Source organism: Pseudomonas sp. TWR2-1-1 (assembly GCF_049897045.1).
In the GTDB taxonomy this organism is placed as follows: domain Bacteria; phylum Pseudomonadota; class Gammaproteobacteria; order Pseudomonadales; family Pseudomonadaceae; genus Aquipseudomonas; species Aquipseudomonas versuta.
Genome location: NZ_JAFCVM010000009.1, coordinates 72,786 through 99,045, shown reverse-complemented (window position 1 = coordinate 99,045; position 26,260 = coordinate 72,786). Strand labels below are relative to the sequence as shown.

Sequence of the window (26,260 nt, the reverse complement as noted above, 5' to 3'; positions counted from 1 at the left end):
CTCTCATACACTTGAAAAAAATTAGGTAATCCATGCAAATTCTTCAGGACGAGTTTAATAAATCGATCGCAGAACTTGCCGCATCTGCTAAAACTGAGGCTGAACTTGAAGCTATAGCAGCATCAGTACCAGAAATGCTTAATGAAATCCTAAACCGCCTTCCAAAAACCATTCTTGAGTCTATTAAACGTGATGCTTATCAGGGTGGGCTTGACGAGATAAGGCAGAGCCACCTTGACTTTAAAGCACGAAATTACCAACGGTGGAAAGATGGATTCGACGCCCTGGAATTGTTTATCGGTATCTGTACCGAAGCAGGTGATAACTTTAATAAAAGGTTACGCCCGACTGCAACCAAAAATGGGGACATTCTATTCGATACAATAACCAGACTACACGCCAAGGGATGTTTAGTCGCCAAAGAAATAGCCTGCTTGTTGACCAATGGTTTTGCAGATGGCGCTCACTCTCGATGGCGAGCACTGCATGAGATAACTGTAACCTCAAAGTTCCTAACAGAAAAAGGAACTGACACAGTTGAAAGATATCTTGCCCATGAGTATGTAGATTCATACAAAGGTGCTTGCCAACACAAAAAATATGAAGAACGATTGCAAGCTGCCCCACTAAGTGATAACGCCATTGCTAGCTTGAAAGTCAAATATGATGAGGCAATTTCTCGCTACGGAAATGATTTTTCAAATTCATACGGATGGGCAGAAGATGCCCTGGGGAAAAAAAGAGCGAACTTCGCCGATCTCGAAAAATCGGTCGACCTTGATCACTGGAGGCCTTACTACAAGTGGTCGAGCCAAAATATCCATGCGAGCGCAAAAACTATTAGATCTTCGTTAGGCATGACAGAGACCAGCGCTGATCTTCTGCTCGTTGGCTCTAGTGACTCTGGGATGACAGACCCAGCACACTCGATGGCAATTTCGCTTTCTCAGGTCACCGTAAACCTATTGCAACTATCACCAAACTTAGACAACGCCGTTGCGATGAAAATAATATTAGAGATGACGAATGAGATTGGAGATTTGTTTTTAAAAGTACACAAACAAAAGTCTACATAAGACGCTTTGATCTTCATACTCTCCCACATGACAGCAAAAGGGCCACGCAGGGCCCTTAGTTTGCACTCAAACCGCCATCATACTGCCGTCTCACCAGACTCATCCAGCATGCAGGATCTCACTAACCAATGAGCCAAGGTTGCGAGCGTCATCGATCCCACGGTGGTACTGACCTCTCCATTCTAACCCGGCTTCTTCCACGGCGGGCCTCAAGCTCATCGCCCGGCAATCAAGCACCTTCCAGTGCCACCTCTTCAAGTTCGTGTGAACGACATCAGCGAGCATGGGAACACATGAGTTCCTGACAGCGTCAGCCTCGAGTTGCTTTGCGTCGTAGCCACCCCAGGAGCACCACATGAGCCCGTCCGCTTTGAACGGAGCAAGGTACTCATCAAGCCTTTGACGAACCAGGTCATACGTCCCGGCGCTGTCGACATCGACCTGGTCGATTGTGGTCAAGCGCTTGCAGAAAAGGGTCAGAACCGGATTCAACACAGGCCGCACAAAACAGCAGAACTCACTAACAATGGTCGCCCCCTGATGCAGATCAAGAACTACCGCGCCTACCTCGATGGTTTCCATCTCGTCACGTTGCACTAAAAGCCTATGCTCAAGCTTTTGCTCATCAGTAAGCCCATCTGGGTATTCATCACAGGTCGCTTCGAGATCGACGCACAAGAGATACCTCGTATTTCCCAAGAGCTCCCGGAACGCCTGAAGGTGCTGAGGCTTGTTGATCTGCATACTCTCCTCCATGACAGCAAAAAGGGCCCTGCGTGGGCCCTTTGTTTGTACTCAAACAGTCTTACTTAGCCAGCCAGGACTCAACTACATCGGATCCGTACTCAGCTTTCCACTCTTTCAGCGTCTTGTGGTTGCCGCCCTTAGTCTCAACGACTTCGCCGCTGTGCGGGTTTTTGTAGATCTTTACCTGTCGTGGCTTACGGGTTCCAAGTTTAGATTCGGTAGCGGTGGCTGGAGCTCGGCGTGCGGCTTGCGGGTCAAGCAGCGCGATGATGTTGCTGAGGCTGTAGCCGTACTCGTCCAGCAAAGCGCGAAGTTTGGTCTCAAACTCGATTTCCTTCTTCAGGCCTGAATCGTTTTTCAGTGCCTCGAGTTCGGCCATCTGTGCGGCAAGCTGTTGTTCAAGTTGACGGAATTCCGCGAGTTTCGACATTTGTATTTCTCCATTTTGGTTTAGATTAGTATAGATAAAAAGGCTCTAGCTCGCACTTCCTAGGTGACATCCACTTAAAAAGTCTTTACGATCCTCAGACGAAGGTATCATTTCGCCACTATGGAATGACCAGTAACCGAAGGGAACTCAGTTTTGAACAAAGTACGTATTTTTGCAGTAGCAGCCTTGTCAGTAGCACTATTGAGCGGCTGTGCTGCAGCCAAAAAAGTAACTTCAGGATTAGATTACAGTACCGGAACGTATGTTACGCAGCAACAGATCGATGCGTTCAAAAAAGGGAAAACGCGTCAAGCTGATGTCATCGCGGTCATTGGAAATCCACCCCAAAAAGCAGAAATCATGGGTAAAGAAGTGTGGACTTATACATACACTTTGATACCGGCTCTGCCCTTCCAGCCGAACAAATTTGAGAACACCGTCGTTGAGTTTAACAAAAACGGCGTGCTTGTTAACGCTTACAAAACCGGTGGGACGCCAGGTCAGACAGGCAACCCACTGTTAAACGCGGCTGGAATGTAAGCTAAGACCAGGAGGTCAAAATGGGCATTCTCTACCGCATTGTATGGTTCCTGGCGATGGTTTTGGTGATGGCTCCAGCCTTCATCTTTGCTTCGAATGTCGAAGGGATCAGTTACCGAGAAGCAACTGCAGTCGTTCTCGGTTATCTGCAGTCTGTAATCCACCTGCCTTATGCAGTAGCCCTACCTCTAAGCCCTGTGGTGGCCTTCGTTGGCCAACTTCTTCCAGCGTCCAGCTCCATGGTCGTGATGGCTGGTGAGATGCTTTGGGAGCACATCGGAGTGATCCTTACATTCCTTTTCTTCGCTTTTGTCAGCCCGCCATTTGTCGACAAAGTGGATGCTCGCTCCAACCGCCAGGCAAGGACTCAGACCCAATGATTAAAAAACGAACCTTCACACAGGCCGCTTCAGCAGTGGTAGTTTTTTGGGTCATTGCGGAAGTTGTGATGGGATTCGTCCGCAATCCGCTAGACGACCAATTCAAGGGTAGTGTTGCGATCATTAATGGTGCGAAAGCCAACCACATCGACGCGACCATGACCCTCGATATGCTGGATTCTGGTTTTCTAATCAACAAGCGACCTGGAATCGCCGAAACAGGTGTCCGCTTAACTTTTGACGGCAAAGACGTTCCTACTCTGAATGCTCTTGGCCTGCCTGATAATTTTGTCGAAACTGAAAAACGCTGGCAGTATAAAAGCGGTTTTTGTCAGTTGACTGGAGTTAGAACCGACCCCATGTCTAATGGACTTAACCCTGAAAATCTGCATACTCAAAGGGCTAAACTCACTTTTGTGAGCAAAGGCGATGGCTGCATGGCTTTTAACGTCGCTATCTCCGACTTTGATCATGTTGAATTCACGATTTACAAGCCTGGGCTTTACCCAAATGGTGTGATCTACGCCAGTCTTGACCGTGATAGCCGATTGAGTTTAATTCAACGGACGATCATGCGCATGAGGTTCAACTCCTGGGCAAGTGAAAGGCCCGTGTTCGGGGAATTAGCACCAAGGACTTGATATCTAGTACGGATTGAAGAACCCCGGCATGGTGGCCGGGGGTTTCTTTGGTTAAGTTAAACCATTTCTGTAGCGATCCTATCCTCGTTGTCGGCAAGGCTGAATTCATTACGCAAGATTCCACGACGCTTCATTTCTTGAAGATAATCTTCCCTAGAAAGGTCACCCATAGTGCGCGCACTGGCCAACGCCGTGAGTTCCTCAGGATTACTCGTGATGCCGTAGTCGGTATTGATATCAACAATGAAGTCCGGGTTCGCAATCTTCAAAAAGTAAGCATATGCAGCCAACGCTGGCTCCAACGCTGCCGCCTCGTTCGTGGCGATGATGGCGACCTTGTTGTTTGTTTGCCCGGCTTCAAGTGCTCTGCCAGTTGCAGTCTCTGTAGCACCTGTATTCTCCAAGAAGCCCGCGCCTCGGCTTTTCATCTTACGTTCCAGATCCTGGATAGCTTCGCGGCCAGCGCCAGTTGCTGATCCATTGGACTCAACGTAGGCCATCGTTGCTCCGACCTGCCCTATAACAGCCGCAGAAGCCCCGATTACGATCTGCTGATCAGACTCGATACCAGTGATAAAAATGGACGGGCAGCTAGTCAAATGCAGGATGTTTGAGTAGTCGGAAAGCTTGCGATAGTGCTCTAGGTTTTCTCGCACCAGATCCCTCACTGGTGATGGAACGAACAGCTCGCCGCTTGGCACAACCGCTGACGAGTGGACGGGGAAGACAGGAATCACTTTGAGAGCAAACGGCTGGTCAGCTACGACCTGACGATACCCTGAGTCACCGTTCTCCCAGAGTGACCAGGTAACAATATCGCCAGTACGTTTGAATACCCTCACGCGACCGACTTCTTTTTCCCCCCACTCACCGTCAGGGACAATGGCAGTCTCGGCGATCCGGATCTCTGTGAGTCTGTCGTCTTCGTCTAGCTTGAACCCAAGGATCTTGTCAGCGCTGAGGTGGTAAATGTAAGGAAGGCCACCATTTACCGCGCAATCGACCGCGAAAAAGGAAGTGCCATTCCAGACAGCATCCTCAAAGACTGCCGAACAAAGCCCAGCCAGACTCGTACCCCGGCCATCAACACGCTTCACAATGTCGTCCGCTATTGATTGATGCAGCTTGCTACGGATAACGATGGGACGAACAAAGGGTTTTGCCGATAAGTCTTTAACCATGTCCTCAGTGAAGTTTATGAAGAGAGAACGTGCTAAGCGCCTTTTGTAATCTTCTGGATGTTCGCGAGGTTCAAGTGGAAGGTATTTCACACCAAGGCTTCTAACAACATCCGCCCCACCCCGCACGTCCCTGATTGTTTCGCGATCAGAATAAAACTTCTGACAACGAGGTGTTTTAATATCTACTGACATGCATGGCCTGTTATTGTTATTGTTGGCTGATCACATTATATATGTATTACGAAGCTAGTTTCCGCCCAATCCATATTGAACTGAAGACACAGGCCGCTTCCACGTCAATCTGTAAGCCAAAGCATCCCACGCGTGGTCATCCCCGCACTTAGATACGCTATCCAACTGGTCTTCATCACGCTGGAGTTCAGGCAGTGACGAGTTCAGGAAGCGACAGTTAGTGAAGAAGTAGATGTGTGGCTTGCCAGAATCTTGCTCTATTGTTGCTTGCAAACGCCCAAACATTAACTGGGCGCTTGTTACCCTTGACCCAGGGGACTTGTCTGAGTGAACGAAAGTCATGCCTTCAGCGGCCATGTCTTTTGCAACAGTTGGAGCGCTCCCTTGGTCAACCTTCGACCCGTTATAAATCTGGTTGTCCGCTGGCCCTGGTGTTACTTTCTGGTGATTTTTGAGGATCGTCTCCTGCAGCCTCACTTCTCTAGCCTTCAGGCGCTTGCCGATGTTGCCGGCACTCAGGAACAACCCCAGGTCGCGCTTCTGTTGAGTTCCATCTGCATTCAACGGTGTACCGTAGTCTTCACCAACAACAATGATCGATCCTTTCGGTGGGCAAAAAAGCCTGCCATTGATTAAGACAGACTCGCCGTTCGCTTCCGCAGTCCAGAGGCAGCAAAAAGGAGTCGACTGACCATAGTCAAACGACCGCTCCACCTTCCAGCGCGCCGGAATCTCAAACGGTGCCATTAGCAGTAGGTCTTTTTTCCAGAGCGGCGCAAACATCGCAGTGTCATCAACGGCCTCCCAGTCGCCCAAGAGCCAGCTAGCACGCTTCGCAGGATCGGAAATCGTCTTGAGCCATTGCTTGTATTCGTCATTCAGGTGCGGATTTTCGAAAACAGTGCCGAAGATTGCGCACTTATCCCGCTGGCCGTTTTTATACTCAATCTGGCCGCTGATTTTGCCGTCAATGAACCGCGCCTTTACCCAGCGTTTCCCTACGCCCCACGGGTTGGTGGTACTCCTGACCTGTAAGGGCGGCATGAGTGGCTGAGCTTTAGTCGGCTGATACGACGTCCTGAGTGTCGACATCATCGATTCATAGATGTCATCCGTCGCCCACGTGGTCAGTTCGTCCCATCCGATGAAGCTGTATTCCTGACCGTGGAATTTAGCTTCGTATTGTTCCTTTTTTTCGATGTAGTCGAAGATCAGGACTTCACCCGTGGGGAATGTCCACTCGCGCATGCTCTTGTTGTACGTGGCGCCAGGGAACAGTCTTGGGAAAAGACGATGGCTCTTAACGATCAAGTCTTTAAGCGACGAAAACTGGCGCCTGAGGATCACCCCGCGCCAATAACTGCCCCACCCCTTTCCAATGTGTTGTCCAAACGCCATCAGCAGGCACTCGGACTTGCCGTTGCCCCTGGAGCCGTGGAACAGCACCTCTTTTACAAGGTTGCGAGGTTGGCCGGTGATAAGGAGCATGCCTTGCGAGCTCAGCCCACCGCCTGCACCTGGGATCGGCTCCCATACGACATTCCTTACGGCCTTTGTAATCGCTCTCAGATTCCCAGCGGAGCTCATACGCCACCGTCCATGAAACGTATATGACTCACTGGAGCCTTATATGGCTCGTAAATGCTCCAAGAGTCTTTTTTGCGCACAAGCGCCTGGCCTTGTTTGATCACAAACAAAGCGTCCACGCATTGGTAGTCGCTGAGTGTCCGAGGGACAGTCACAGAGGAGGCCGGATCAAGGATGTTTTTGCCGTCAAAAAGTACCTGGTGGACGAGTCCAGATGCAGTCAGTACCTGGAGGATTGCGGGGTGGCCGAAGATTTCGAGGATTTCTGGGCTTGCTGTGCCCATGGTGATTCCGCTGGCCTTGCTGAATCCTGGGAATGGGATATACACAGGGGCATAGCCAAGGCTGAACAGGATCGATGCGGTCTGCTGAATGCTCACGCCATTGCGTTGTTTGTCAGCTCCGTAGAGATCCAGAGCTTGCTCGTAGCTGATCGCCAATGTGTTGGCCAAAGTAGCGACACCACAGTCGAATGAAGTGCGTTGTTTGATCATCAGCTGAGCTCGCTTGTTTTTGTTTTTGCGAGCAACAAAGCGTCGGATTGCTGCTGTTGGAGCATTAAATCGAGGTCGGAATCGCCGACCATCGATGGTATGAGTGCAATACCGGTGCTGGTTTCTTCTGTCACTTCCTGGCGGATGGTGACTTCCTTGCGATTCCAGTCGCCAAATTCTTCTGGCATGCGTCTGCTGAGTAAGCGTGCTGCTTGGTTTGCATCACCCATTTTGATTGCTTTCATGACCGTATCGATTGCGGGTTTACATGACTTCGCCTTAGCCAGGTCTACGCGCTCCAAAAATTCCAACAGCAAGAGATCATCTTTGGTTAAGTCAGACTCGTCTTTTCCTTCTTCCTCGATCTCTTTAGCGGCCTTTTGCCACACATAAAAAGTGGACGACGGCACACCTGCGCATCCGCATGCGATCTTCAGGCTGGTTGTCTGAGTGATGTACTTTTCAAGATCCGTGATGATCTTTTTCGTTAGTGCCTTAGCCGCCATCAGTTACTCCAAAAGCCGCGCGCCACTCTTGGCAATCATCAGTGAGTCAGATATACCGTCCTTAACGGCCCGCGCGCCGGTCTTAGTTTTGCGACCATAAATGGCTTCGGCCTGGAACACCTCGAAAGCAACTTCGGCGATTTGCTCTTTGGATAGCCCTGTGAGCCCCTGACAGCCCCGCCACTCCTGCGGCCTGGTAAACCTGACTTCTTTTGCAACAAGCGCAGCAACAGCACGGATCACACCGTAGGAGTCGCCAAAGTTAAACATCGACACCACGCCCTGCCCTGGCCGCGCGCCAACTTTCTCGACCACGGCCAAATCAATGTCGTAAATTGATAGCAGATTGAAAGCAGCAACAGGATCAACTTTGCGCTTGCCGTCCTCGCCTACAGTAGTCGGCATTGGATAACAGGCTACAAGGTTAAATCGCTCATCAATTACAGATAGTCCTCCTGAGAGGCCAGGATCGATACCTAGGATTTTTCGCATTGCAGTTTTCTTATTATTATTTTTATGCGTATATTGTAACAGTTATTACTTGTTGTTTGTGCGCAAAGCATCTTCTAAACTTGGCAGGCCTTTACCTACGTTTTCAACAAGCCACTTATATCGAGTGGACTTCATGAACTCCTTTTCTTCCCCCTGATAGCAGTAGTCAAAGCCTTCCTTTTTGATCCACTCTTCCTGCGTCATTCTAGAGCCATCCTTGCGAGGCCTTGAGAACGGGCAGATGATATTCTTGTCCTGTAGGATAAAAATGATGTGGACGTCGTTAAGCTTTGCCACAGCGCGATATTTAGCAGCGTCTACGAGCGTCGGGATAATGCCTTTGGCTTCGTAAAAAATCCTGTCGTTCAGGGTGTCTACCCAATCCGGCTGATAAGTATGCTCGATGACGTATTTGACCTTGTGAGACTTAGGTTCGTACTCAAGGCCCTTGAGACCGCCAAACTTAGAGATGTGAACTTCTGGCCATGACCGATAAGGTTTAGGGACTGGCGGCAGTGATGGTAGGAAAATTACATCTTTGATCGAAACCGGTTTTCTCCCGTACCTCTGTTCATTGTAAGAGTTCCAATCCACCTTTTTAAGTGCGGCGAGGCAAGTGTCGGTGATAAGTTCCAGCGTTGCGTCATCAACCCCCTCCAAGCCCTGCATCAAGTTCCTGCGGAGACCATCAACTTCGGCCATGTCGATAAGCGGAGGACAATCAACTTGCATGTTCATATAAGGCCTTTCTTATTATTATTTTCGCTCTTATATATACATCATAAAGATGAGCCTGCAGCGTTACAACAGTACAATGGAGAATAAATCGAACTTTGACAAACAAAATTTGTTTGGCATATAAACTTGGAAGGGATGGCCATCCATGGCCATTTGATAACTTAAAGTGGCGCGCCGATTTTTAAGTAGCTGGCCATTTGATTAATCGAGTCGTTGTCGATGATGTAGTAGTCGGAGTCCGTACCAGCAACTTTCTTGGTCTTAAGGCCGAAACACTTCAAAATGTTGGTTACAGCAGCTTGCTTGGCCTTCTGAGTGTTAGCTCTCGCCATATTGATGCCCAGTCCGATTACCCGTGAGCGCATGACGTTTAGGCTGTCGAATAGTGCTGCTGAGTCGCTCGATCTCCACTCTTTAGTCAGCGACATTTCGGAGATGGCTGGCAGGATCTGTGAGAACACCTCCAGTTCGTCGTCAGGGCTTGCGCTAGTGACGCTGTAGAGACTTTTGAAGAGTTTGATCTTGGCCTCACCCTCGCCTTCGCCCCATAGCTTCGTGTCGTCCATGGAGAGCTGCGCGCGCCCCATCACTTCCTGGGCCCTAGCTCGGATGACTGACAGGTACTCAACCTCATCATTCGATCCGGCATCCTTAACCGCGTGGACGACCTGGGTGCTTGCTGGAGCTGACCTGAGCAGCTTTGCAGCAGTCTCGCTTTTAACAGCTTTTCGGCCCTGGGAGTCAGCGACAAAACCGGACTTCGACATCTCGTCATCGCGCTCAAGGACTTCGACTTTAAAGCCCTGCATCATCAACAGCGCTGGCAGAGTGAGCGAGATATTGTCTTTAAGCCAGGCTTCACTTGAGCAGTGATCGTATCTGAGAGCTTCAAAAGCGCTTGGCGCGTTGTAGGCTGCAATTCTCTCGCGGATCTTGTTCTTCGCCTCGACGCTGATCGCCAGCCCCTTGAGCAGCTCCTCGGTCGCTACCATCTCCTTTCTAAAGGCGACCTCAACGATCTCAGACTTGCGATAGTCGGGATTTTTAAGGCCGACCGTGAAGCTGCTTGCAGTCCGATCCCGGCGAAGCATCTGAATCGCATCGGAAGGTACTACCTGACCGCCGAAAAGGCCGAAGTGGCATTCAAAGTGGCTTGAGGTGATTGACAGTGCGCTCGTGATCACGGGGCTATATATGACGATCTCGTGTAGGGTCGAATTCGGGTTAGCGATAAAAGCCGCTTGCTCTGACCATTTCGCGTTTTCGGCGGTGATGACCAATGCAGGTCGCTTAGCCTTTTTCTCGATGTACCTGCCAAGAGCCGCTGCTTCCCGCGCGCCGTCGCAAGCAACCAGGATCTTCTTGCCATCTTTCGCGGCTTTGACTACGAGACCTCGAACGGTGCTCGAATCAGACGTCTTGACGGTGATTCCGGAGTGATCCTGGGCGATCCTGAAGAGCTTCGCTGGACGGTCATCCAGGATCTCAACGCAGCGGGTGTTGATGTCCGCGTCAGCGAAGATGACTTTTTTTGCATTTTTGACGACAAAGCACAGTGCTTCCCAGACTGCCTCGCGGTTTTTCACTTCGCCGCCTAGTACGTGTGCGATTACTTGAGAGGCTTCGTCGATGACAACCACATCAGCGTCTTCAATCTGTTTTTTGAACTTTGGATTGGCAATCGAATTGACGACCATTTTCAGGCCTCGGGCGTTTTCCAAGATGTCCGGGGTGTCGCACTCGTCGTAGCTCACAATGCCTGGGATGTTAGCGATGTTGCGGTTGATAGAGCGGCGATGGCAGAGCACTAGCACATTGCTGCCACGTGCCATTTCTTCGCTGAGTACGGGCTCGATAATTTTGCTGGTTTTGCCGTAGGCGGTGGGAAGAGCCAGGAGCGTGGCGCCGTCGTTTGCAAGTACGTAGTCGAGGACTTCAGCTGGGTCGCGGGGAGCCTGGCCGACGTCCATCAGGGCTTTGAGGTGCGATACGAGCTCGGCTTTCTTGCGAGACAACTTCGAGCGAATGAGTTTAAGGCAGGCTTCTTGTGAGCGACCTGACGCGTCAGCGAGCGCCTTGGCTTTGCTATCGAGGTCGCCCGAGATAAAAGCGACTCGGCTGATCTCATATGCTGCGCGGTCAAATGCACCATCGCTGCTGTCGTTCGACGCGATCAGGACTGCGAGCTCGAGTTTAGAGAGGTTGTGAATGTTAGTTGCGATAATGCCTTTGTCGACCGATGCGATGCCTGATGCAGTTTTAAGTGCTGCCTTGATCGCCGGGATCACATTGCTATCAATGCCAATAATGCGAGCAACTTTGGGATAGTCAGTACGCAGAGTCTCAGCAGCTTGCATGACGTCAATGGTGGTAAGGGTTTTGTAGCCGTCGATGGCGAAGTTGATTGCGTAAGCCTTGGTGTTTTGCATTTTGCTAACTCACTTGCTCTTTTAAGACGTCTCTCTTGCGTCTTGCAATCATTATTAAATTTGTCGATACACACTAGCAAGCAATAAATCAAAAGTTGTCAAAATTAATTATTTGGGTATGTTTTTATGACCCTGATTGATTTCACTTTGCTACTAACTCGAATTACAAAAAAGCGTTTTACTTAGCCAAAAAGGGAAACCCACCCCCCATGCCTCCCACCCCTCTTCTTTTCTTTATATAAAGAGAGAGAGATAGCATCGGGGGTGGCGTATTGATATTTTTTAGGGGCTGGAGTGTTGATTGTTATCCCTTCTGGTTAAGTAATACTGCTTTTATAACTATCGCGATGCTATATATCTATGCGCAGCCGACCTCAGCGCTATAAAGCTTATGCATATACTCATAAGCCGCACACCTCCTAGCCGAGCTCATTTACCCCGTATTTACTGCATTACAGCTTTGCGCATTCAATTATTTTCGAATAACTTTAAAAAATTATTGCATTAACTAAAACTCATCTTGATACTGGTTATACCAGCGCAAAAGAACGCCGGACAAAAGAGAGATAAAAGATGGCCATTAAGTACTCTTCGCAAACTACCGCCAAGACTAACGTAGTCACTCCACAAGTCGCTCAGTCTTTTAAGTCGCTTTTTGAGACATCTTTTCAATTTCCGCTGATATCGTCAGATAAAACAAAGGCGTCTACATTTATCCCGGCTTCTTTTCGCGTGCAAACGCGCGAGGACAGGAGCGTCGACACCTCCACCATGATCGTTTTTGACGTCGACCAGGAGCTCGGCAAAGGCTATGACGACGATATGATAGCCCTCGAGGATGCTGAGGACGCACTTCTCGACTTGGGACTTGAGCACTTTATATACACAAGCCACAAACACACCCTTGCGGCCCCGCGCTTCCGTATAGTCATTTCAGCCTCTCGGCCATGCTACCCTGCGGAGCACCTCAGCGTACGCGCCGCAGTCCTGGAGCAGCTTGACGAGTTCCTGTGCGGTAGACTGCTGAGGGTGGCGGACGAATGCTGGAAGACACTAAGCCAATGCTACTACGTGTACACCGCCCACCCAGACCGCAAGCAATTCGCCATCAGCTTTTACAACCCTGGCGCGCCAGCGGATATCGACGACTACAAACTTCATCAGTCAACTTACGGCGTCGAAACCGAGTACAAACCCGGCGCGCCACGCAAAGCCACTGGCTTAACTGGAACACGTGGACGGAGTTACGAACTAAATCGCATCCTGGGTGGAATGATAACTTCCTCAGCCGAGGAAGAAATCGCCAAGCGCTTATTCGGAATCGACAACACCATGCACGCCGGAAACGAATACTTCCGCGACCAACAATACCCTCGTAACCGCCCGCGCGCGGGCGAAAGTAACGAGGCCGCAGCCTGGAGATCCTGCCAACTCTTTACTAAGTCCCACATCAATAGCCTCAAGCGCAAAGCCAAAAATCCAGTCGACACTACTATTGTCGTCAAACAATCAGCGTCCAGGGAGGCAATGCCTACACACGACGCGATGATCAAAATCAAGTCTGCCAAAGCCGGAAAAACTAAGACCGGCGCCGAAACGGTTTTGATGGAGTTGCAGGTAATGTCCGGCGAGCACGCCGGTCGTCATCTTTGGCACCGACTGTACGGCGCCGGAAGTCACGAAGTTGCGATCAAAATTTCGGACTCGATAAAAACTAAGATTGCTAAAGCCACGAAACTCGAAATCCCTGCGATCAGCGACGTCGCTAAAGCATACGACATGCCGATGCTTGCGCGAATTAAGCACAAACCGGGGACGAATGGATATCCAGCACAAAACGAAATCGGAGACATTCACATCAATTAAAACAAACCAGCCCTGGCTCTCTCTCGTTGTCGGGGCTTCTTTTTCCGATGCTTTTGGGGGTATTGGTATAGCTTTCCTATACTCTCAAACCCTGAAAATTGACAAGCTGTCAATACTTTATTTGGATTTTTTGTTGACAGCGACTCCCCAAACGATCAGCATAAATTGACATCGCGACGCAACCAGATGCGATGCAAGACACTGAACTGAAAGGGAAATTTTGATGCGAATGCCCGCAGACGTCGACTACATCACAGCAAAAGAGACTGCTTCAATCCTTGGCGTCTCGGTCGACACGCTACGATTCTGGCGGTACACCGGCAAGCACACTAAAGCTCTTACGCCATACGCCAACATCAGTCGACGCGTTTTTTACAAGCGTGATGATGTCCAGCGATTTTTTGACTCGAGCATGACCGCAATCGCCTGATCGCCATCACTTTCAATACTCATTCGGCGCTACGACCAGGAGGGTACGCGCGCTCACGGATCACGAGCAATCAAATGCATGACCGCAACGAACTAGCCGTGTCCCTTGGCTTTTTGACCGAGGAACAGATGATCGAAATCACTAAAGTTAAAAAAGAGACCCTGGAGCACTGGCGCAAGCACTACAAAGGCCCACTACCAATGCTGTTCGGTAACGCTTTTTTTTACGCCATTGATGACGTCAAAGACTACATGCATTCTCTTCGCAAAACACGTAGTCGAGAGTCTATTTTGCGATCAATTTAGACTCATAAATACCACTTGGAACTCGCTGGCTGCGCGGTTCCAAGGGATTGTTTTGAATACTAAGTGATAATTTCAAGCGTTTCTTCGCGTTTTTTACGTCGCTGCATATTTTCCTCGTACGACGCATGCACATTTTTGGCTTTAATATGCGTGTATCGCTTTAGCATTTTCCAGTCTTTGTGACCCGTGAGCACAGCAACTTGCTCTATGTGCAGCCCGATTTCGAACAAAAGACCGGCTGCTGTATGACGCAGATCGTGGAAACGGAGATCATGAATCTCGCACTCTTGGCAAACTCTCGTAAAAGATGCGCTAACAGACCCGCTATTGTAAGGAAATATCCTTCCGGACTTGCGATCACCGATGTATTTTTCTGCAAGCTCCCATGCTCTACCGAGTAGCGGCACAAGCATGTCGTTACCGCTCTTTTGCTTCGGATCTTTGCGGTTTTTTATAACTATAGATTTTTCGTCAAAATCAACATCACTGATTTCCAGGGAACAAATCTCCTCTTGGCGCATCGCAGACGCTAATGCAAACGTAATAATATCTTCCATTGGAATTTTTTGACGCAGCTTTTTTTGATATGCAGCGAAGATAGTTATTAACTCATCCTTTGATGCTTCTCTTTTTCGCTCGTTGCTTTTTGTACTTAGCCCCATGGGCTCGAGCATTTCTCTCGCTCTCTGCACAATGCTTACATCAACATCGTAGTGTTTGACGACTCTCGCCCATTTTAATACGACTGATATGTATGACAAATCGATTGCGATTGTCACTCCAGAGACGCTAACTCCAGCTTGCGTCTTTTCTTTCACACGTCTTTCAACAAAATCCCTGAGATGCAGGATCGAAAAATCGGACATCAGTACGCCTTTGAACTCATTTTTTAGGCGCTTTAGAGTCGATTTTTTATTTTTCCCGTGCTTTTTGACGGGCTCTGTCTCTTCAACATACTTATCAATGAAATCAGCGAAAGTAGAGCCCTTTGGTGTTGATGCTGTCCCCACGGCTCTGATGCTCTCAAGCTTGCTCTCTTGATCTGCAGCCCATTTTTTAGCATCAGCATGCTTTTTAAAAGTCATGCCGTGCCTAACTCCACCGCGCATAACCTGTGCGCGCCAACTGCCGCTTGGAAGCTTTACAATACTCGCCATCGTGTGCATTCCATGTGCAGTTTTATGTACCCGGATAATACACTGCACACACACGTCATGTGCACTCCGTGTGCACAAAAGCTACACACGAAGGTATTTTTGTGAATCTAGACAACGATAAACCCCTTATAAATCAAGGCGTTACCAGCAGACGATTCAGTGTGGCCCCTATGATGGATTGGACAGATCGTCACTGCCGTTACTTCCTGCGCCTGTTATCGAAAAACGCTCTGCTTTACACCGAGATGGTGACCACTGGCGCTCTGATTAATGGTGATGCCGAACGTTTTTTGCGCCACGACGACGCTGAGCATCCGCTGGCCTTGCAGTTAGGCGGCAGTGTGCCCGCTGATTTGGCAGCTTGCGCGCGCATGGCCCAGGCCGCAGGTTATGAAGAAGTGAATCTGAATGTCGGCTGCCCGAGTGACCGGGTGCAGAACAATATGATTGGCGCTTGCTTGATGGCGCACCCGGCGCTGGTTGCAGACTGTGTCAAGGCGATGCGCGACGCCGTTTCGATTCCGGTCACGGTCAAGCACCGTATTGGCATCAACGGTCGCGATAGCTATGAGCAGCTGCGTGACTTTGTCGGTACCGTTCGGGATGCAGGTTGCGAAAGTTTTACTGTGCATGCACGAATAGCGATTCTCGAAGGACTGTCACCCAAAGAAAACCGCGATATACCACCTCTGCGATATGACATCGCCGCGCAGCTGAAAACTGATTTCCCGGAGCTGGAGATTATTCTCAACGGCGGGATCAAGACGCTTGAGCAATGTCAGGAACATTTACAGGTATTTGACGGGGTGATGCTCGGTCGCGAGGCTTACCACAACCCGTACATTCTGGCTGAAGTCGATCAGTTGCTTTTTGGCAGTGCCGAGCCGGTGGTTTCACGGGCTCAGGCGCTGGCTTTATTGCGGCCTTATATCGCGGCGCATATTGCTGCTGGCGGGGCGATGCACCACATCACACGGCATGTTCTGGGGTTGGGACAGGGCTTCCCTGGCGCACGGCGTTTCCGTCAGTTGCTGTCGGTGGACATCCATAAAGCCAAGGACCCGCTGGCGTTGCTGGATCAAGCCGCAGAGTTGCTGGAAGGCCGCTGAATCGCGCGCAATTGAAAAGGGGCCGTTCCTTGCACAGGACGGCCCCTTTTTTGATCGGCTATCGCTCAAGGGTCAATGACGCTCAAGTGCATTCACCAGATCATGGAAAGCCTCACGATTGGAGTCGTTCAGGCCCATCAGGATCTTGTGGGCTTCAAGCACTTTCACTCGCACCACTTCTTCGGACTGGTCCTGGGAGGGAAGGTCTGTCAGGCACTCAGGGCATGGGATCGGCTTGCCGATGATGTTGAACACCTGATCAAAACCCATGGACTGCAGCAGCCGCGTAATGTCTTCATGGGTGGTGACTACGGTCGGCAACAGACCGATTTTTTGGCGCGACAGAATCGACAGTTTCGCCAGCAAACCCAGGGTGGTGCTGTCGATACTGCGGGTTTCGGTGAGGTCAATCACGATGGCGTTAAAGTTCAGCGCCGTGAAAATCCTCTCGATTGTCGCATCCAGAGCCGAACACAGTGTCAGACGCACTTCACCCACAAACTTCAGGACGAAGGTGCCGTCCTGTTCGGCGAACTGAATTCTACCGGTACTCATTTAAGATTCCTGCTTAACACCAACAAGGCGATATCATCCGGCATCTCCCCTAGCGTAGCTAATCCGAACTCTCGGCGCAGACCATCCAGGCTGCCGCCTGCAGCTTTTACCAGTTGTGGCAAAGCTGCCTCTTTCTCTTTGAGCGTCTGCTCGGTCAAAAGGTCCAAAATTCCATCCGACATCAGAGTAAGACTGAAGGCTTCCGGCAATTTCAGGACATGGTCTTCATACGTGGCTTCGTTAAACAGGCCAACGGGTAACCCTCGCCCTTCCAGGTAACCCACGCTGTCAGGCGTGTAAAGCACCGGCAATGGCAGGTGCCCGCCAATGCTGTAAGTCAGCACGCCGGTTTCTTCATCAATGACACCGCCCACCATGGTCACGTGCTTGCCCAGCTTGCAATTGATCAGGCCACGGTTGATGTGGCCAAGCACCTCTGAAGGCTTGAACTCTGGCAGGGTGCCGTTGCGCTTGGACTCAAACAACAAGCGCGTGGTCATGAATTTGAGCAGCACCGTTACAAACGCGGATGACGCACCGTGACCGGAAACATCAGCCAGATAGAACGCAACCCGTCGCTCATCGACTCGGAAGTAATCCACGAAATCGCCGGACAAATACAGGGAAGGAATGATCTGGTGAGCAAAGTGAAAATCATCAATGGACCAGGGGCTGATCGGCAACATGTTCATCTGAACCTGCCGACCCGCATTCTGGTCTTCCTGCAATAAATGCAAACTCGCTTCAAGTTCGCGGTTGGCAGACTCCAGCTTGTCGCGGTAGCGCTGGTTCTCTACCAAAAGCCGGGCACGATCCAGAGCCCGGTGAACGGAGTGCTCCAGAACGGCGAGATCTTCGAGCGGCTTGATCAGGTAGTCGGCAGCACCCAGACGCAGCGCCTCGACCACATCGCTCATCACGCCAGCCCCCGAGATTACGATTACGGGGGTTTGTGAGGAGCGTTGCGATACCTGGCGAATCAACTCCAGGCCACTCATTTGTGGCATGCGCAAGTCACAGATCACTAAATCTGGCTGCTCTTGCTCGAACACCTGAAGACCCTGGATGCCATTGCTGGCCTGCAGGACGCTGAAGCCGCTGTCTTCCAAGTAGGCAGCCAGACTGGCGCGTACTACTTCGTCGTCGTCAATGATCAGCAGCGTGGCACTGGTTTTTTGCATGTGGGCAAATGGCGCCAGAATTAGGTTGGCGTAGGAGCTCGAACGGGTCGGGCTCAACGACTGAATTGGCTTATGAACATCCCTGATTCAAATCGATGTTATCGCTCGATCCTACAAAGGTGCCCGTGTAAGGCGCAGACGGTACTCCCATCCGCGGGGGGTTTCAAGCTCAGGCCGATGGTGGCCGCAGGTCTTCGTCAAGTTAAATTCCTGCGGGTTATAAGAACCAAGGGAACGGCAACTAAAACCAAGGTCTGAGGCATGATGAAAGCTATCTTTATCCGATCCCGATAATGCAAAAAACGGCCCCGAGGGCCGTTTTTCCGGATCAAAATCGCAAGGGTTAAAAGTCGTCTTCAACCTGACCGTCTTTGATCTTGAACTCGCGGTTTTGCAGATACGCATTGCGGATAAAGACGTATTTGTCACCCGTAATGAGCTTTTCAGCAGACAGCAAGCTGGCGCGGGTATCAATAATGTCCATGCCGATCGCCATGTTACGGGCCGGGATGTCATTCATGTAGCGGTACGGTTCGGCGTAGCCATCCGGATAAATCGCGACCGCATCACGTACGGTGCTCGGCCCCAAGAGCGGCAGCATCACGTAAGGACCGCTAGGCACACCCCAGTAACCGAGCGTTTGACCGAAGTCTTCACTGTTGCGCTGCAGGCCCATCTTAGTGCCCAGATCAAAGAAACCCGCCACACCCAGGGTGGTGTTCATCAACAGGCGGGCTGTATCCACGCCCGCTGCATGCGGCTTGGCCTGCAATACATCGTTGGCCAGGTTACGCACGTCGCCGATATTTCGATACATGTTGTGGATGCCATCCTCCAGAAATTGCGGAGTGATGAACTGGTAGCCCTGGGCAAGTGGCTTCAAGGCATAGGTGTCGAGTTTTTCGTTAAATTTGAAAATGACACGGTTTACCCCTTCCCACGGGTCATCTTCGGTGGCGGCATTGGCGGTGAATGGGACCATTGCAACACCGGCACAAACACATATGTGAGCAAGACGATCAGTCCAGCGCATAGCAAAGCTCCTAAAAAATACTTAATTCTTGGGCGCTACGCCCCGGGTCAGGCGCAGAGTATAACGGCAATTGGATTTCAGGCACCCATAGAAACGCCCTCAACTGACTGGAGTTTGTACCAGGCGTTCCGCAAATATTTACATTTGTTATGAAATGCGCCCCCCCCTCCTCCCGAAAACCCGTAATAGGGATTTTGATCGAGATCATGCATGCTTGAACCGAGTGGATTAATCTAGAGCCCAGTTACAGACCTTTTGTGCACTGCGAAGGTCTATACAGAGCCTATCAATAAAGGATGAATGCTATGCCTGCCAGCGATCTGCAAAAACAACTCGACTCCCTGCGCGAGCAGCTCGATAAAACCCCGCCGCTTTCATTTGATGATCGAGCCGAACTCAACAAGCTCGCCGAACAGATTGATGCCCAGATCAAAGTAGAAACGGCAACCCAAGACGCCAGCCTTGTCGACAACGTTAATCTGGCGGTAGAACGCTTCGAGGTTGAACACCCTGCCCTGGCCGGTACCCTGCGCAATATCGTTCAAACCCTGGGCAATATCGGGATCTGACTTCCCCGCCCCACCCCGGACACAAAAAAGCCCTGACTCATCCGAGCCGGGGCTTTGTTTTATTGCTCAGGCTGTCAGAGCCCTGATTGACCACTCAACGCCAGGTCAAGCAGCTCACGGTTGGCTACTGCATACATCGCGTAGTCATTGCCCGTGGCGGCTCGCAGATCCACCAGCATCGAGCGCCAGCGCTCAACCATCGAATTGTTCTGCTCAAGCCACAACGCCAGCCGCTCTTCGATTTCGGCAGGGGCATCAGCCATTTGCAGTACCGAAACGGTGATTGCACGCTGCTGCCAGTCGATATCATCGCGGAACGCTTCACGGGCCAGCGCCTGCCAGTTGTTCTCCACCGGCAGGTTGCTGATCTGCTGCAGGTACCAGGTGAGGTCCAGCGCACTGCCGACGGCAAAGTACGCCTTGGCCACATCCGCGGCATTCTGACCGGTTACATCCGAAGCCTCGATAATCGGCAGCAAGGTGTACAGGTGCGTCGTACCGGCCACCATCCGTGCCAGCAACTCCGGGACACCGGCTTCGACATAAGCCTGGTAGCGGGTCTGCCAGCCTTCACGGGTTGCGCCTTCCAGCAGCTCGTCGAGCTTAAGACCCAGCGCCGCCAGATGCGGACCGAAATGCGCCACATCGCGTGCAGCATCCAGTTCATTGCGACGGCTGCGCAGGAACCAGCGGGTAGCGCGACGACCCAGACGCATCAACTCGTCCATCAGCGCCAGCTGGATTTCGGCCGGGACCTGATAGTCCAGCGCCTCGATCTGACGGAACCAGTGCGGGAGGTGGAAAATGTCGCGCACGATCACATAAGCACCCGCCACATTGGCTGCACTCATGCCGGTCGACTCTTTCAGGCGCTCCACAAAGGTGATGCCCATGTGGTTGACCAGATCGTTGGCAATCTGGGTGCTGACGATTTCACGCTTCAGACGGTGACGACGCATGGCCGCAGCAAACTTGCTGACCAGCATCGGCGGGAACGCGGTTTCCATGTCGCGGGTCAGGTAGTCGTCATCCGGCACCTGAGAGTTGAGCAAGGATTCCTTGAGGTCGATCTTGCTGTACGAGATCAACACCGACAGCTCGGCACGGGTCAAGCCATGGCCAGCCGCTACGCGCTCGTTGAGTTGCTCTTCGGACGGCAGGAACTCAATGGCGCGGTCCAGCTTGCCACGGGCTTCCAGATCGCTCATCAGGCGCTTGTATTCAGCAATGCGCTCGTATGCACGGCGCGCCGCCAGGGAAATGGCCTGTGTCTGCTTGTAGTTGTTGCCTAACACCAGGCCGCCGACTTCATCAGTCATGCTGCCCAACAGCTGGTTACGCTGCTTCTCGGTCATATCGCCAGCCTGCACCACTTCATTGAGCAGGATCTTGATATTCACTTCGTGGTCAGAGCAGTCCACACCACCGGCGTTGTCGATGAAGTCGGTATTGGAGCCGCCGCCATTGAGGTTGAATTCGACACGACCCAATTGAGTCATGCCCAGGTTACCGCCCTCGCCCACAACCTTGCAGCGCAACTCATTGCCGTTTACACGCAACGCATCGTTGGCCTTGTCGCCTACATCGGCGTGGCTTTCGCTGCTGGCCTTGACGTAAGTACCGATACCGCCGTTCCACAACAGGTCTACCGGCGCCTTGAGCAAGGCATTCAGCAATTCGGTAGGTGTCAGTTTGTCGGCAGTGATCGCAAAACGCTCTTTCATCTCGGGCGAGATAGCGATGCTTTTCGCACTGCGCGAGAAAATACCGCCGCCCGCCGACATGATGCTGGTGTCGTAGTCCGACCAGGCCGAACGCGGCAAGTCGAACAGACGCTGACGCTCGACGAAGCTGTTGGCCGGTTCAGGGTTCGGATCGATGAAAATGTGCAGGTGGTTGAATGCCGCGACCAGTTGCAACTTGTCAGACATCAACAAGCCGTTGCCGAATACGTCACCGGCCATATCGCCGACGCCTACCACACTGATGCTGTCTTGCTGAACGTTGATGCCGCGCTCTTTAAAGTGGCGCTGCACACCCACCCAGGCGCCCTTGGCGGTAATGCCCATTTTTTTATGGTCATAACCGGCCGAACCGCCCGAAGCAAACGCATCACCCAGCCAGAAGCCGTAATCAATGGCAATGCCGTTGGCAATGTCAGAGAAGGTCGCAGTACCTTTGTCGGCTGCTACTACCAGGTACGGGTCGTCGCCGTCGTGACGGACCACGTTCAGCGGCGGCACCAGCGCGCCGTCCTTGAGGTTGTCGGTGATATCCAGCAGCCCGGAAATAAAGATCCGGTAGCACGCAATCGCCTCGGCCTGAATCTCGTCACGCCCACCGCCCAATGGCAAGCGACGCGGCACGAAACCGCCTTTGGCACCAACGGGCACGATGACCGAGTTCTTCACTTGCTGGGCTTTTACCAGGCCCAGCACTTCAGTACGGAAGTCTTCCTCGCGGTCCGACCAGCGCAAACCGCCGCGGGCAACGTTACCGAAGCGCAGGTGAACGCCTTCAACCCGTGGCGAGTAGACGAAGATTTCAAACTTCGGCACCGGCTTTGGCAGCTCTGGAATCAGATGCGGGTTGAACTTGAAGCTGAAGTACGAACGGTTCTGGCCATTGGCATCCGGCTGGTAGAAGTTGGTCCGCAGAGTGGCTTTGATCAGGTCCAGATAACGACGCAGGATGCGGTCTTCGTTAAGCACCTGAACATCGTCCAGTGCCGTCAGGATCGCCTGTTCCAGACGCAGTTGCTTGTCTTCCAGATCTTCTGCCGTCAGCTTGCGCGCCAGATAGAAACGGGTTTTGAACAACCGAGTCAGCTCGCGGGCGATGTCGGTGTGGTTGTTCAGAGTGCTGGCGATATAGCCCAGGTCGAAGCCCAGGCGGATCTGCTTCAGGTAACGGGCATAAGCGCGCAGCAGCGCCACGTCACGCCAAGGCAAACCGGCAGTCAGCACCAGTCGGTTGAACGCATCGTTCTCGGCGTCGCCGCGCACGATATGCACGAATGCATCCTGCAGGGTGTCGTTGAGTTGCTGGATATCCAGGTTCAAGCCTTCGCCCGCAGTAAAGGCAAAATCATGGATCCAGAACTCACGGCCATTGGCATGACGCAGGCGATACGGGAATTCGCCCAGTACACGCAAGCCAAGGTTTTCCAGAATCGGCAGCACGTCGGACAACGCCAGTGGCGTATCGGCGTGATACAGCTTGCAATGCAGCTCCTGACCGGCGCTCTGACCCAGCGGCTGGTAGAAGCTCATCACCAGCGGGTTTTTCTCGCTCAGGCTCATCAAGTGCTGCATGTCGACCACGGCCGAGTGCGCGGCGAAGCGCTCGCGGTAGCCGGCCGGGAAGCCTTTCGGGAAGTCCGACAGCACCTTGGTGCCATTGGCTTCGCCGAAGCTTTCTACCACCAGGCTTGCGTAATCGTCCTGCCAGCTGCGGCAGGCCTGGACCACTTCTTTTTCCAGCAACAGCGGGTCGATATCGATCCGGTTTTTTGGATCGACCCGCAAAATCAGCTGCACGCGAGCCAGTACCGACTCGGAGAAGAAAGTCCAGAACTCGCAATCCGACGCTTGCAGGCGCTCCATCAGCACCTGCTGGATTTTCTGCCGCACTTCGGTCGAATACACGTCACGCGGCACGTATGCCAGGCAGTAGCAGAAACGGCCATACGGGTCTTTGCGCAGGAACACGCGAATCTTGTTGCGCTCCTGGATTTGCACAATCGACATCACCGTGGTGAACAGCTCATCGACCGGGGTCTGGAACAGATCGTCGCGGGGCAGGACTTCGACCACCTGAGCCAGTTCCTTGCCAAGGTGGGCCTTGGGCTGGAAGCCGGAGCGGCGTTCGATCTCTGCAACTTTACGGCGAATATAAGGAATCACCCGCACGCTCTCGCCGTATACCGAAGAGGTATACAGGCCCATGAAGCGGCATTCCTTGATCACCTTGCCGTCTGCATCGATTTGACGAATCGAGACATAGTCAGGGTAAGCCGGGCGATGCACACGGCTCGGGTGCGCAGCCTTGGCAAACGACAACAGGGTCGGTTCGCGCAGGTAGCTGACAGCGTAATCTTCAATGCGAAGGTCTTCGGCAGTCAGGCCGGCCCGCAACAGCTTGGTCAGACCGAGGAACGATTGCGGGTCATATTCGATATGACCGCCATCCGCCTCGTCACGTACCACAAACTCTTCATAGCCAAGGAAAGTGAAGTGGTTACCCACCAGCCACTCCAGGAAGCTCTTGATCTCGGCTTTTTCATCGGCATCGACGACGTACTGGCAGTTGTCGATACCTGCCAGCAACTCCTGGACCTTGGCTTTCATCGGCTCGAAGTCAGCCACGGCGACGCGCACTTCACCCAGAACCTGTTCCAGTTCCTTGCTCAGTACATTCAATTCAGCGGCATTGGAGCAACGATCGATTTCCAGGTACATCAGCGACTCTTGCGAGACGCCTTCGCCACTGGTGCCCTTGGGCAGAATTTCCAGCAGCTCGCCCTTGCTGCCGCGGCGAACGCTCAACACCGTGGTCTGCAGGGTGTGAATGCTGTAACCGCGACGGTTCAGTTCGGTACGGACCGAATCCACCAGAAACGGCAAATCGTGATGCAGTACTTCTACAGCGGTGTGGGTCGATTGCCAGCCATGACGCTCGTAATCGGGGTTATAGACCCGTACCTGAGGCTGCACCGGATCGAAACGTTCAAGCAGACGCCAGGCTGACAGCGTACAGCCGGCCAGGTCTGACATACGACGTTGCGTGAGTTCGTCCAGGGAAATGATGCCGAAGAATTGCTCGGCAAACAGGGCTACTTGTGGCAATGCCTGTTCACTGATGTGCTGGGCCAGAGCTGCTTGCAGTTGATGCTGGAAGTCGGCTTTGCTGGCTGCGGTGAAGAACGCCATCTGTGGTACTCCGCTTGGGCTTGTTATTGAGAGACGCGTCGCGTGCTATTCCCGCGTGGGAAGCTGCCAATACTGTGCAAGGGCATATCTTGGCAGTTTACCTTGAAAGCACAGCATGACAGGGAGGTGAAGCTGGCCGCGACCGGGGGGTCACATTCACGTTCCAGGATGGGTATCTACAAAAACGACTGCCGAATGATCAGGCTGTGCCTTTAGAGATAGCTATCACCCGCGCAGCTTAACGATTGAGCGGTCCGGCCTGCTTGCGATGCTGCGACATATTCGGTCATGGGGACGCATCCATATGACCTGATAACGAACAACCCTAGCATTGGCACAGGATAAATATTCCAAAAAGCACCTGAGTTTCCTTAACCCGCCTCAAAAATGACCGGCGGGATGCAATCTGAACTCTTTGACACATATTCAATGAGGCCAGCATAAATCTGTTCAGGCTGGCAAAATCAGCTTTTATCCAGCAGATACATGCGCCCAGAGCGCCAGGAATTCCCCATGCAAATCACCACCCCACTCCTCATGGCCAACCCGTGTGACGACGAAGAAGACAACATGGCCATGCTGTGTTGCCACAGCGAACAGGGCGAAATGTTCCTGATGACCCGCTATCCGGACGAAGACGAACTGGAAATCACCTTCGGCGACGTTGACGAACCTTCGGTTCTTGAAGGGGTTAAGGTCACCCTGAGCCCTACCCGCCTGCTGATTGAAGTCAGTGCGTCTGACGTTGATGCCCTCAATGGCGCCGATCATCTTGAGATTCTTCACACCGCAGACCCAAGCGACCTGGCCGAAATCGAAGAAACCCTGAAAAACATCCTTAAAGGCACCGGCACGTACGTCAGCGAACTGGGCTGAACAAGCCCCCCCACAACAACTGCTTACCCCAGGTACTGTCGCCATGCGCCCGATCTTCGATGCTCACTGCCATATCATTGACAGTGCCTATCCGCTGATTCCGAATAACGGCTATACGCCCGAGTTTTTCAGTGTCGATGATTACCAAAAACGTACCCACCCCTTGGGCATCATCGGCGGGGCGGTGGTTTCGGGCTCTTTTCAGGGCTTCGATCAGACTTACCTGATTGCTGCACTCAAACGCCTTGGACCGGGGTTCGTGGGGGTCACGCAACTGCCTGCCAGCGTCACCGACTCCGAGCTTGAAACCCTGCACCAGCAAGGTATTCGCGCCTTGCGTTTCAATCTCAAGCGCGGCGGCTCCGAGCAGCTCGACCAGCTCGAATCAATGGCCAGACGGGTGCACGACTGCGTGGGCTGGCATTGCGAGTTGTATATCGACTCTCGAGAACTGCCAGCCCTTGAAACCCGGCTGCTGCGCTTGCCGGCCCTGAGCATCGATCACCTGGGCCTGAGCCATGAAGGCTTGCCCAGCCTGCTGCGCCTGGCCGGGCACGGTGTTCGGGTCAAGGCCTGCGGTTTTGGCCGGGTGGATTTTGCGGTTCCCGGCATACTGCAACAGATTCACAGCGCCAACCCCCATGCACTGATGTTTGGCACAGACTTGCCGTCAACCCGCGCGCCCCGCCCGTTTGAAGATACCGATATCGTTCTGCTGATTGACGCCCTGGGCGAGGACGGCGCAGGCCGCGCTCTGTGGCAGAACGCCCGGGAGTTTTATCGCTTGAGCTAAACAGGGTGTTCAGCCACTGACA

Annotated in this window: 25 protein-coding genes; 11 read left to right on the top strand and 14 right to left on the bottom strand. The window is 52.3% G+C overall.

What is annotated here, in order from left to right; all coding sequences use genetic code 11:
• The first annotated feature begins 32 nt into the window (after window positions 1-32).
• Entirely contained in the window at window positions 33-1,076 is a 1,044-nt protein-coding gene (locus tag ACP7BO_RS20810; RefSeq protein WP_426212476.1) for a DUF5677 domain-containing protein, read from the top strand.
• 99 nt (window positions 1,077-1,175) lie between these two features.
• Here the strand turns inward: ACP7BO_RS20810 and ACP7BO_RS20805 are convergent, their stop codons facing one another.
• Both ACP7BO_RS20805 and ACP7BO_RS20800 read right to left on the bottom strand, forming a co-directional pair.
• Window positions 1,176-1,820, bottom strand: a complete 645-nt coding sequence (locus ACP7BO_RS20805) for an exonuclease domain-containing protein (RefSeq protein WP_426212474.1) — start codon at window positions 1,818-1,820, stop codon at window positions 1,176-1,178.
• Window positions 1,821-1,881: 61 nt separating this feature from the next.
• Window positions 1,882-2,253: a histone-like nucleoid-structuring protein, MvaT/MvaU family gene (locus ACP7BO_RS20800; protein WP_426212471.1), complete on the bottom strand. Its 372-nt coding sequence runs from the start codon at window positions 2,251-2,253 to the stop codon at window positions 1,882-1,884.
• Between the two features lie 153 nt (window positions 2,254-2,406).
• On the opposite strand from ACP7BO_RS20800, the gene ACP7BO_RS20795 reads away from it, so the two are divergent.
• Genes ACP7BO_RS20795 through ACP7BO_RS20785 form a run of 3 tightly spaced genes read left to right on the top strand, consistent with a single transcriptional unit; the run spans window position 2,407 to window position 3,814 of the window.
• Complete coding sequence (locus ACP7BO_RS20795; protein WP_426212469.1) at window positions 2,407-2,793, top strand: outer membrane protein assembly factor BamE; 387 nt, start codon at window positions 2,407-2,409, stop codon at window positions 2,791-2,793.
• Between the two features lie 20 nt (window positions 2,794-2,813).
• Entirely contained in the window at window positions 2,814-3,173 is a 360-nt protein-coding gene (locus tag ACP7BO_RS20790; RefSeq protein WP_426212467.1) for a hypothetical protein, read from the top strand.
• A complete protein-coding gene (locus tag ACP7BO_RS20785; RefSeq protein ID WP_426212465.1) occupies window positions 3,170-3,814 on the top strand; it encodes a hypothetical protein in 645 nt (214 codons plus the stop codon). The genes ACP7BO_RS20790 and ACP7BO_RS20785 overlap by 4 nt, the downstream gene beginning before the upstream one ends.
• Window positions 3,815-3,870: 56 nt before the next feature.
• Here the strand turns inward: ACP7BO_RS20785 and ACP7BO_RS20780 are convergent, their stop codons facing one another.
• From ACP7BO_RS20780 to ACP7BO_RS20750, 7 genes are all read right to left on the bottom strand, one after another.
• Window positions 3,871-5,187 carry a DUF4055 domain-containing protein gene (locus ACP7BO_RS20780; RefSeq protein ID WP_426212463.1) on the bottom strand — a complete coding sequence of 439 codons (1,317 nt, stop codon included), beginning with the start codon at window positions 5,185-5,187 and terminating at the stop codon, window positions 3,871-3,873.
• Between the two features lie 54 nt (window positions 5,188-5,241).
• Window positions 5,242-6,675 carry a terminase large subunit domain-containing protein gene (locus ACP7BO_RS20775; RefSeq protein ID WP_257012038.1) on the bottom strand — a complete coding sequence of 478 codons (1,434 nt, stop codon included), beginning with the start codon at window positions 6,673-6,675 and terminating at the stop codon, window positions 5,242-5,244.
• Between the two features lie 95 nt (window positions 6,676-6,770).
• Window positions 6,771-7,268 carry a hypothetical protein gene (locus ACP7BO_RS20770; RefSeq protein WP_426212461.1) on the bottom strand — a complete coding sequence of 166 codons (498 nt, stop codon included), beginning with the start codon at window positions 7,266-7,268 and terminating at the stop codon, window positions 6,771-6,773.
• On the bottom strand, window positions 7,268-7,774 hold the full coding sequence (locus ACP7BO_RS20765; RefSeq protein WP_426212459.1) for a hypothetical protein: 507 nt from the start codon (window positions 7,772-7,774) through the stop codon (window positions 7,268-7,270). Before ACP7BO_RS20765 ends, ACP7BO_RS20770 begins: the two co-directional genes overlap by 1 nt.
• Window positions 7,775-7,777: 3 nt before the next feature.
• A complete protein-coding gene (locus ACP7BO_RS20760) occupies window positions 7,778-8,266 on the bottom strand; it encodes a hypothetical protein (protein WP_426212457.1) in 489 nt (162 codons plus the stop codon).
• A gap of 45 nt (window positions 8,267-8,311) precedes the next feature.
• Entirely contained in the window at window positions 8,312-9,004 is a 693-nt protein-coding gene (locus ACP7BO_RS20755) for a hypothetical protein (protein ID WP_426212455.1), read from the bottom strand.
• 161 nt (window positions 9,005-9,165) lie between these two features.
• On the bottom strand, window positions 9,166-11,433 hold the full coding sequence (locus tag ACP7BO_RS20750) for a DEAD/DEAH box helicase family protein (RefSeq protein ID WP_426212453.1): 2,268 nt from the start codon (window positions 11,431-11,433) through the stop codon (window positions 9,166-9,168).
• Window positions 11,434-12,006: 573 nt separating this feature from the next.
• Here ACP7BO_RS20750 and ACP7BO_RS20745 point away from each other — a divergent pair.
• The 3 genes from ACP7BO_RS20745 to ACP7BO_RS20735 all read left to right on the top strand — a co-directional run bounded on the left by ACP7BO_RS20745 (window position 12,007) and on the right by ACP7BO_RS20735 (window position 14,034).
• On the top strand, window positions 12,007-13,299 hold the full coding sequence (locus ACP7BO_RS20745) for a hypothetical protein (RefSeq protein ID WP_426212451.1): 1,293 nt from the start codon (window positions 12,007-12,009) through the stop codon (window positions 13,297-13,299).
• 223 nt (window positions 13,300-13,522) lie between these two features.
• Window positions 13,523-13,729 carry a helix-turn-helix domain-containing protein gene (locus ACP7BO_RS20740; RefSeq protein WP_426212449.1) on the top strand — a complete coding sequence of 69 codons (207 nt, stop codon included), beginning with the start codon at window positions 13,523-13,525 and terminating at the stop codon, window positions 13,727-13,729.
• Window positions 13,730-13,803: 74 nt separating this feature from the next.
• A complete protein-coding gene (locus ACP7BO_RS20735) occupies window positions 13,804-14,034 on the top strand; it encodes a hypothetical protein (protein WP_426212447.1) in 231 nt (76 codons plus the stop codon).
• Between the two features lie 59 nt (window positions 14,035-14,093).
• Here the strand turns inward: ACP7BO_RS20735 and ACP7BO_RS20730 are convergent, their stop codons facing one another.
• Window positions 14,094-15,191, bottom strand: coding sequence for a tyrosine-type recombinase/integrase (locus ACP7BO_RS20730; RefSeq protein WP_426212445.1), 1,098 nt, complete (start codon window positions 15,189-15,191; stop codon window positions 14,094-14,096).
• A gap of 128 nt (window positions 15,192-15,319) precedes the next feature.
• On the opposite strand from ACP7BO_RS20730, the gene dusA reads away from it, so the two are divergent.
• Window positions 15,320-16,300 carry a tRNA dihydrouridine(20/20a) synthase DusA gene (dusA, locus tag ACP7BO_RS20725; protein ID WP_426212574.1) on the top strand — a complete coding sequence of 327 codons (981 nt, stop codon included), beginning with the start codon at window positions 15,320-15,322 and terminating at the stop codon, window positions 16,298-16,300.
• A gap of 72 nt (window positions 16,301-16,372) precedes the next feature.
• Here dusA and rssC read toward each other — a convergent pair whose 3' ends face one another.
• From rssC to ACP7BO_RS20710, 3 genes are all read right to left on the bottom strand, one after another.
• Complete coding sequence (gene rssC / locus ACP7BO_RS20720; protein ID WP_010657349.1) at window positions 16,373-16,855, bottom strand: anti-sigma factor antagonist RssC; 483 nt, start codon at window positions 16,853-16,855, stop codon at window positions 16,373-16,375.
• A complete protein-coding gene (rssB, locus tag ACP7BO_RS20715) occupies window positions 16,852-18,036 on the bottom strand; it encodes a two-component system response regulator RssB (RefSeq protein WP_060691925.1) in 1,185 nt (394 codons plus the stop codon). Before rssB ends, rssC begins: the two co-directional genes overlap by 4 nt.
• Before the next feature lie 343 nt (window positions 18,037-18,379).
• Window positions 18,380-19,069, bottom strand: a complete 690-nt coding sequence (locus tag ACP7BO_RS20710; RefSeq protein ID WP_426212442.1) for an MlaA family lipoprotein — start codon at window positions 19,067-19,069, stop codon at window positions 18,380-18,382.
• A gap of 305 nt (window positions 19,070-19,374) precedes the next feature.
• On the opposite strand from ACP7BO_RS20710, the gene ACP7BO_RS20705 reads away from it, so the two are divergent.
• Complete coding sequence (locus tag ACP7BO_RS20705) at window positions 19,375-19,638, top strand: DUF4404 family protein (protein WP_060691921.1); 264 nt, start codon at window positions 19,375-19,377, stop codon at window positions 19,636-19,638.
• A gap of 74 nt (window positions 19,639-19,712) precedes the next feature.
• Here ACP7BO_RS20705 and ACP7BO_RS20700 read toward each other — a convergent pair whose 3' ends face one another.
• Window positions 19,713-24,569 carry an NAD-glutamate dehydrogenase gene (locus ACP7BO_RS20700; RefSeq protein WP_060691919.1) on the bottom strand — a complete coding sequence of 1,619 codons (4,857 nt, stop codon included), beginning with the start codon at window positions 24,567-24,569 and terminating at the stop codon, window positions 19,713-19,715.
• A 513-nt stretch (window positions 24,570-25,082) separates the two neighbouring features.
• Between ACP7BO_RS20700 and ACP7BO_RS20695 the strand changes: the two genes are divergently transcribed.
• Together ACP7BO_RS20695 and ACP7BO_RS20690 are read left to right on the top strand one after the other, a co-directional pair.
• Window positions 25,083-25,445, top strand: a complete 363-nt coding sequence (locus ACP7BO_RS20695) for a hypothetical protein (protein ID WP_397456561.1) — start codon at window positions 25,083-25,085, stop codon at window positions 25,443-25,445.
• A gap of 43 nt (window positions 25,446-25,488) precedes the next feature.
• Window positions 25,489-26,238 carry an amidohydrolase family protein gene (locus ACP7BO_RS20690; RefSeq protein WP_397456560.1) on the top strand — a complete coding sequence of 250 codons (750 nt, stop codon included), beginning with the start codon at window positions 25,489-25,491 and terminating at the stop codon, window positions 26,236-26,238.
• Window positions 26,239-26,260 lie beyond the last annotated feature (22 nt).

Coding starts and splice junctions, on each gene's coding strand:
- ACP7BO_RS20785 (WP_426212465.1), top strand. CDS start 3,170: ATGATTAAAAAACGAACCTTCACACAGGCCGCTTCAGCAGTGGTAGTT.
- ACP7BO_RS20705 (WP_060691921.1), top strand. CDS start 19,375: ATGCCTGCCAGCGATCTGCAAAAACAACTCGACTCCCTGCGCGAGCAG.
- ACP7BO_RS20775 (WP_257012038.1), bottom strand. CDS start 6,675: ATGCTCCTTATCACCGGCCAACCTCGCAACCTTGTAAAAGAGGTGCTG.
- ACP7BO_RS20695 (WP_397456561.1), top strand. CDS start 25,083: ATGCAAATCACCACCCCACTCCTCATGGCCAACCCGTGTGACGACGAA.
- ACP7BO_RS20745 (WP_426212451.1), top strand. CDS start 12,007: ATGGCCATTAAGTACTCTTCGCAAACTACCGCCAAGACTAACGTAGTC.
- ACP7BO_RS20805 (WP_426212474.1), bottom strand. CDS start 1,820: ATGCAGATCAACAAGCCTCAGCACCTTCAGGCGTTCCGGGAGCTCTTG.
- ACP7BO_RS20770 (WP_426212461.1), bottom strand. CDS start 7,268: ATGATCAAACAACGCACTTCATTCGACTGTGGTGTCGCTACTTTGGCC.
- ACP7BO_RS20740 (WP_426212449.1), top strand. CDS start 13,523: ATGCGAATGCCCGCAGACGTCGACTACATCACAGCAAAAGAGACTGCT.
- ACP7BO_RS20765 (WP_426212459.1), bottom strand. CDS start 7,774: ATGGCGGCTAAGGCACTAACGAAAAAGATCATCACGGATCTTGAAAAG.
- rssC (WP_010657349.1), bottom strand. CDS start 16,855: ATGAGTACCGGTAGAATTCAGTTCGCCGAACAGGACGGCACCTTCGTC.
- ACP7BO_RS20730 (WP_426212445.1), bottom strand. CDS start 15,191: ATGGCGAGTATTGTAAAGCTTCCAAGCGGCAGTTGGCGCGCACAGGTT.
- ACP7BO_RS20710 (WP_426212442.1), bottom strand. CDS start 19,069: ATGCGCTGGACTGATCGTCTTGCTCACATATGTGTTTGTGCCGGTGTT.
- ACP7BO_RS20780 (WP_426212463.1), bottom strand. CDS start 5,187: ATGTCAGTAGATATTAAAACACCTCGTTGTCAGAAGTTTTATTCTGAT.
- ACP7BO_RS20790 (WP_426212467.1), top strand. CDS start 2,814: ATGGGCATTCTCTACCGCATTGTATGGTTCCTGGCGATGGTTTTGGTG.
- ACP7BO_RS20800 (WP_426212471.1), bottom strand. CDS start 2,253: ATGTCGAAACTCGCGGAATTCCGTCAACTTGAACAACAGCTTGCCGCA.
- rssB (WP_060691925.1), bottom strand. CDS start 18,036: ATGCAAAAAACCAGTGCCACGCTGCTGATCATTGACGACGACGAAGTA.
- ACP7BO_RS20755 (WP_426212455.1), bottom strand. CDS start 9,004: ATGAACATGCAAGTTGATTGTCCTCCGCTTATCGACATGGCCGAAGTT.
- ACP7BO_RS20700 (WP_060691919.1), bottom strand. CDS start 24,569: ATGGCGTTCTTCACCGCAGCCAGCAAAGCCGACTTCCAGCATCAACTG.
- ACP7BO_RS20735 (WP_426212447.1), top strand. CDS start 13,804: ATGCATGACCGCAACGAACTAGCCGTGTCCCTTGGCTTTTTGACCGAG.
- ACP7BO_RS20690 (WP_397456560.1), top strand. CDS start 25,489: ATGCGCCCGATCTTCGATGCTCACTGCCATATCATTGACAGTGCCTAT.
- ACP7BO_RS20810 (WP_426212476.1), top strand. CDS start 33: ATGCAAATTCTTCAGGACGAGTTTAATAAATCGATCGCAGAACTTGCC.
- ACP7BO_RS20750 (WP_426212453.1), bottom strand. CDS start 11,433: ATGCAAAACACCAAGGCTTACGCAATCAACTTCGCCATCGACGGCTAC.
- ACP7BO_RS20760 (WP_426212457.1), bottom strand. CDS start 8,266: ATGCGAAAAATCCTAGGTATCGATCCTGGCCTCTCAGGAGGACTATCT.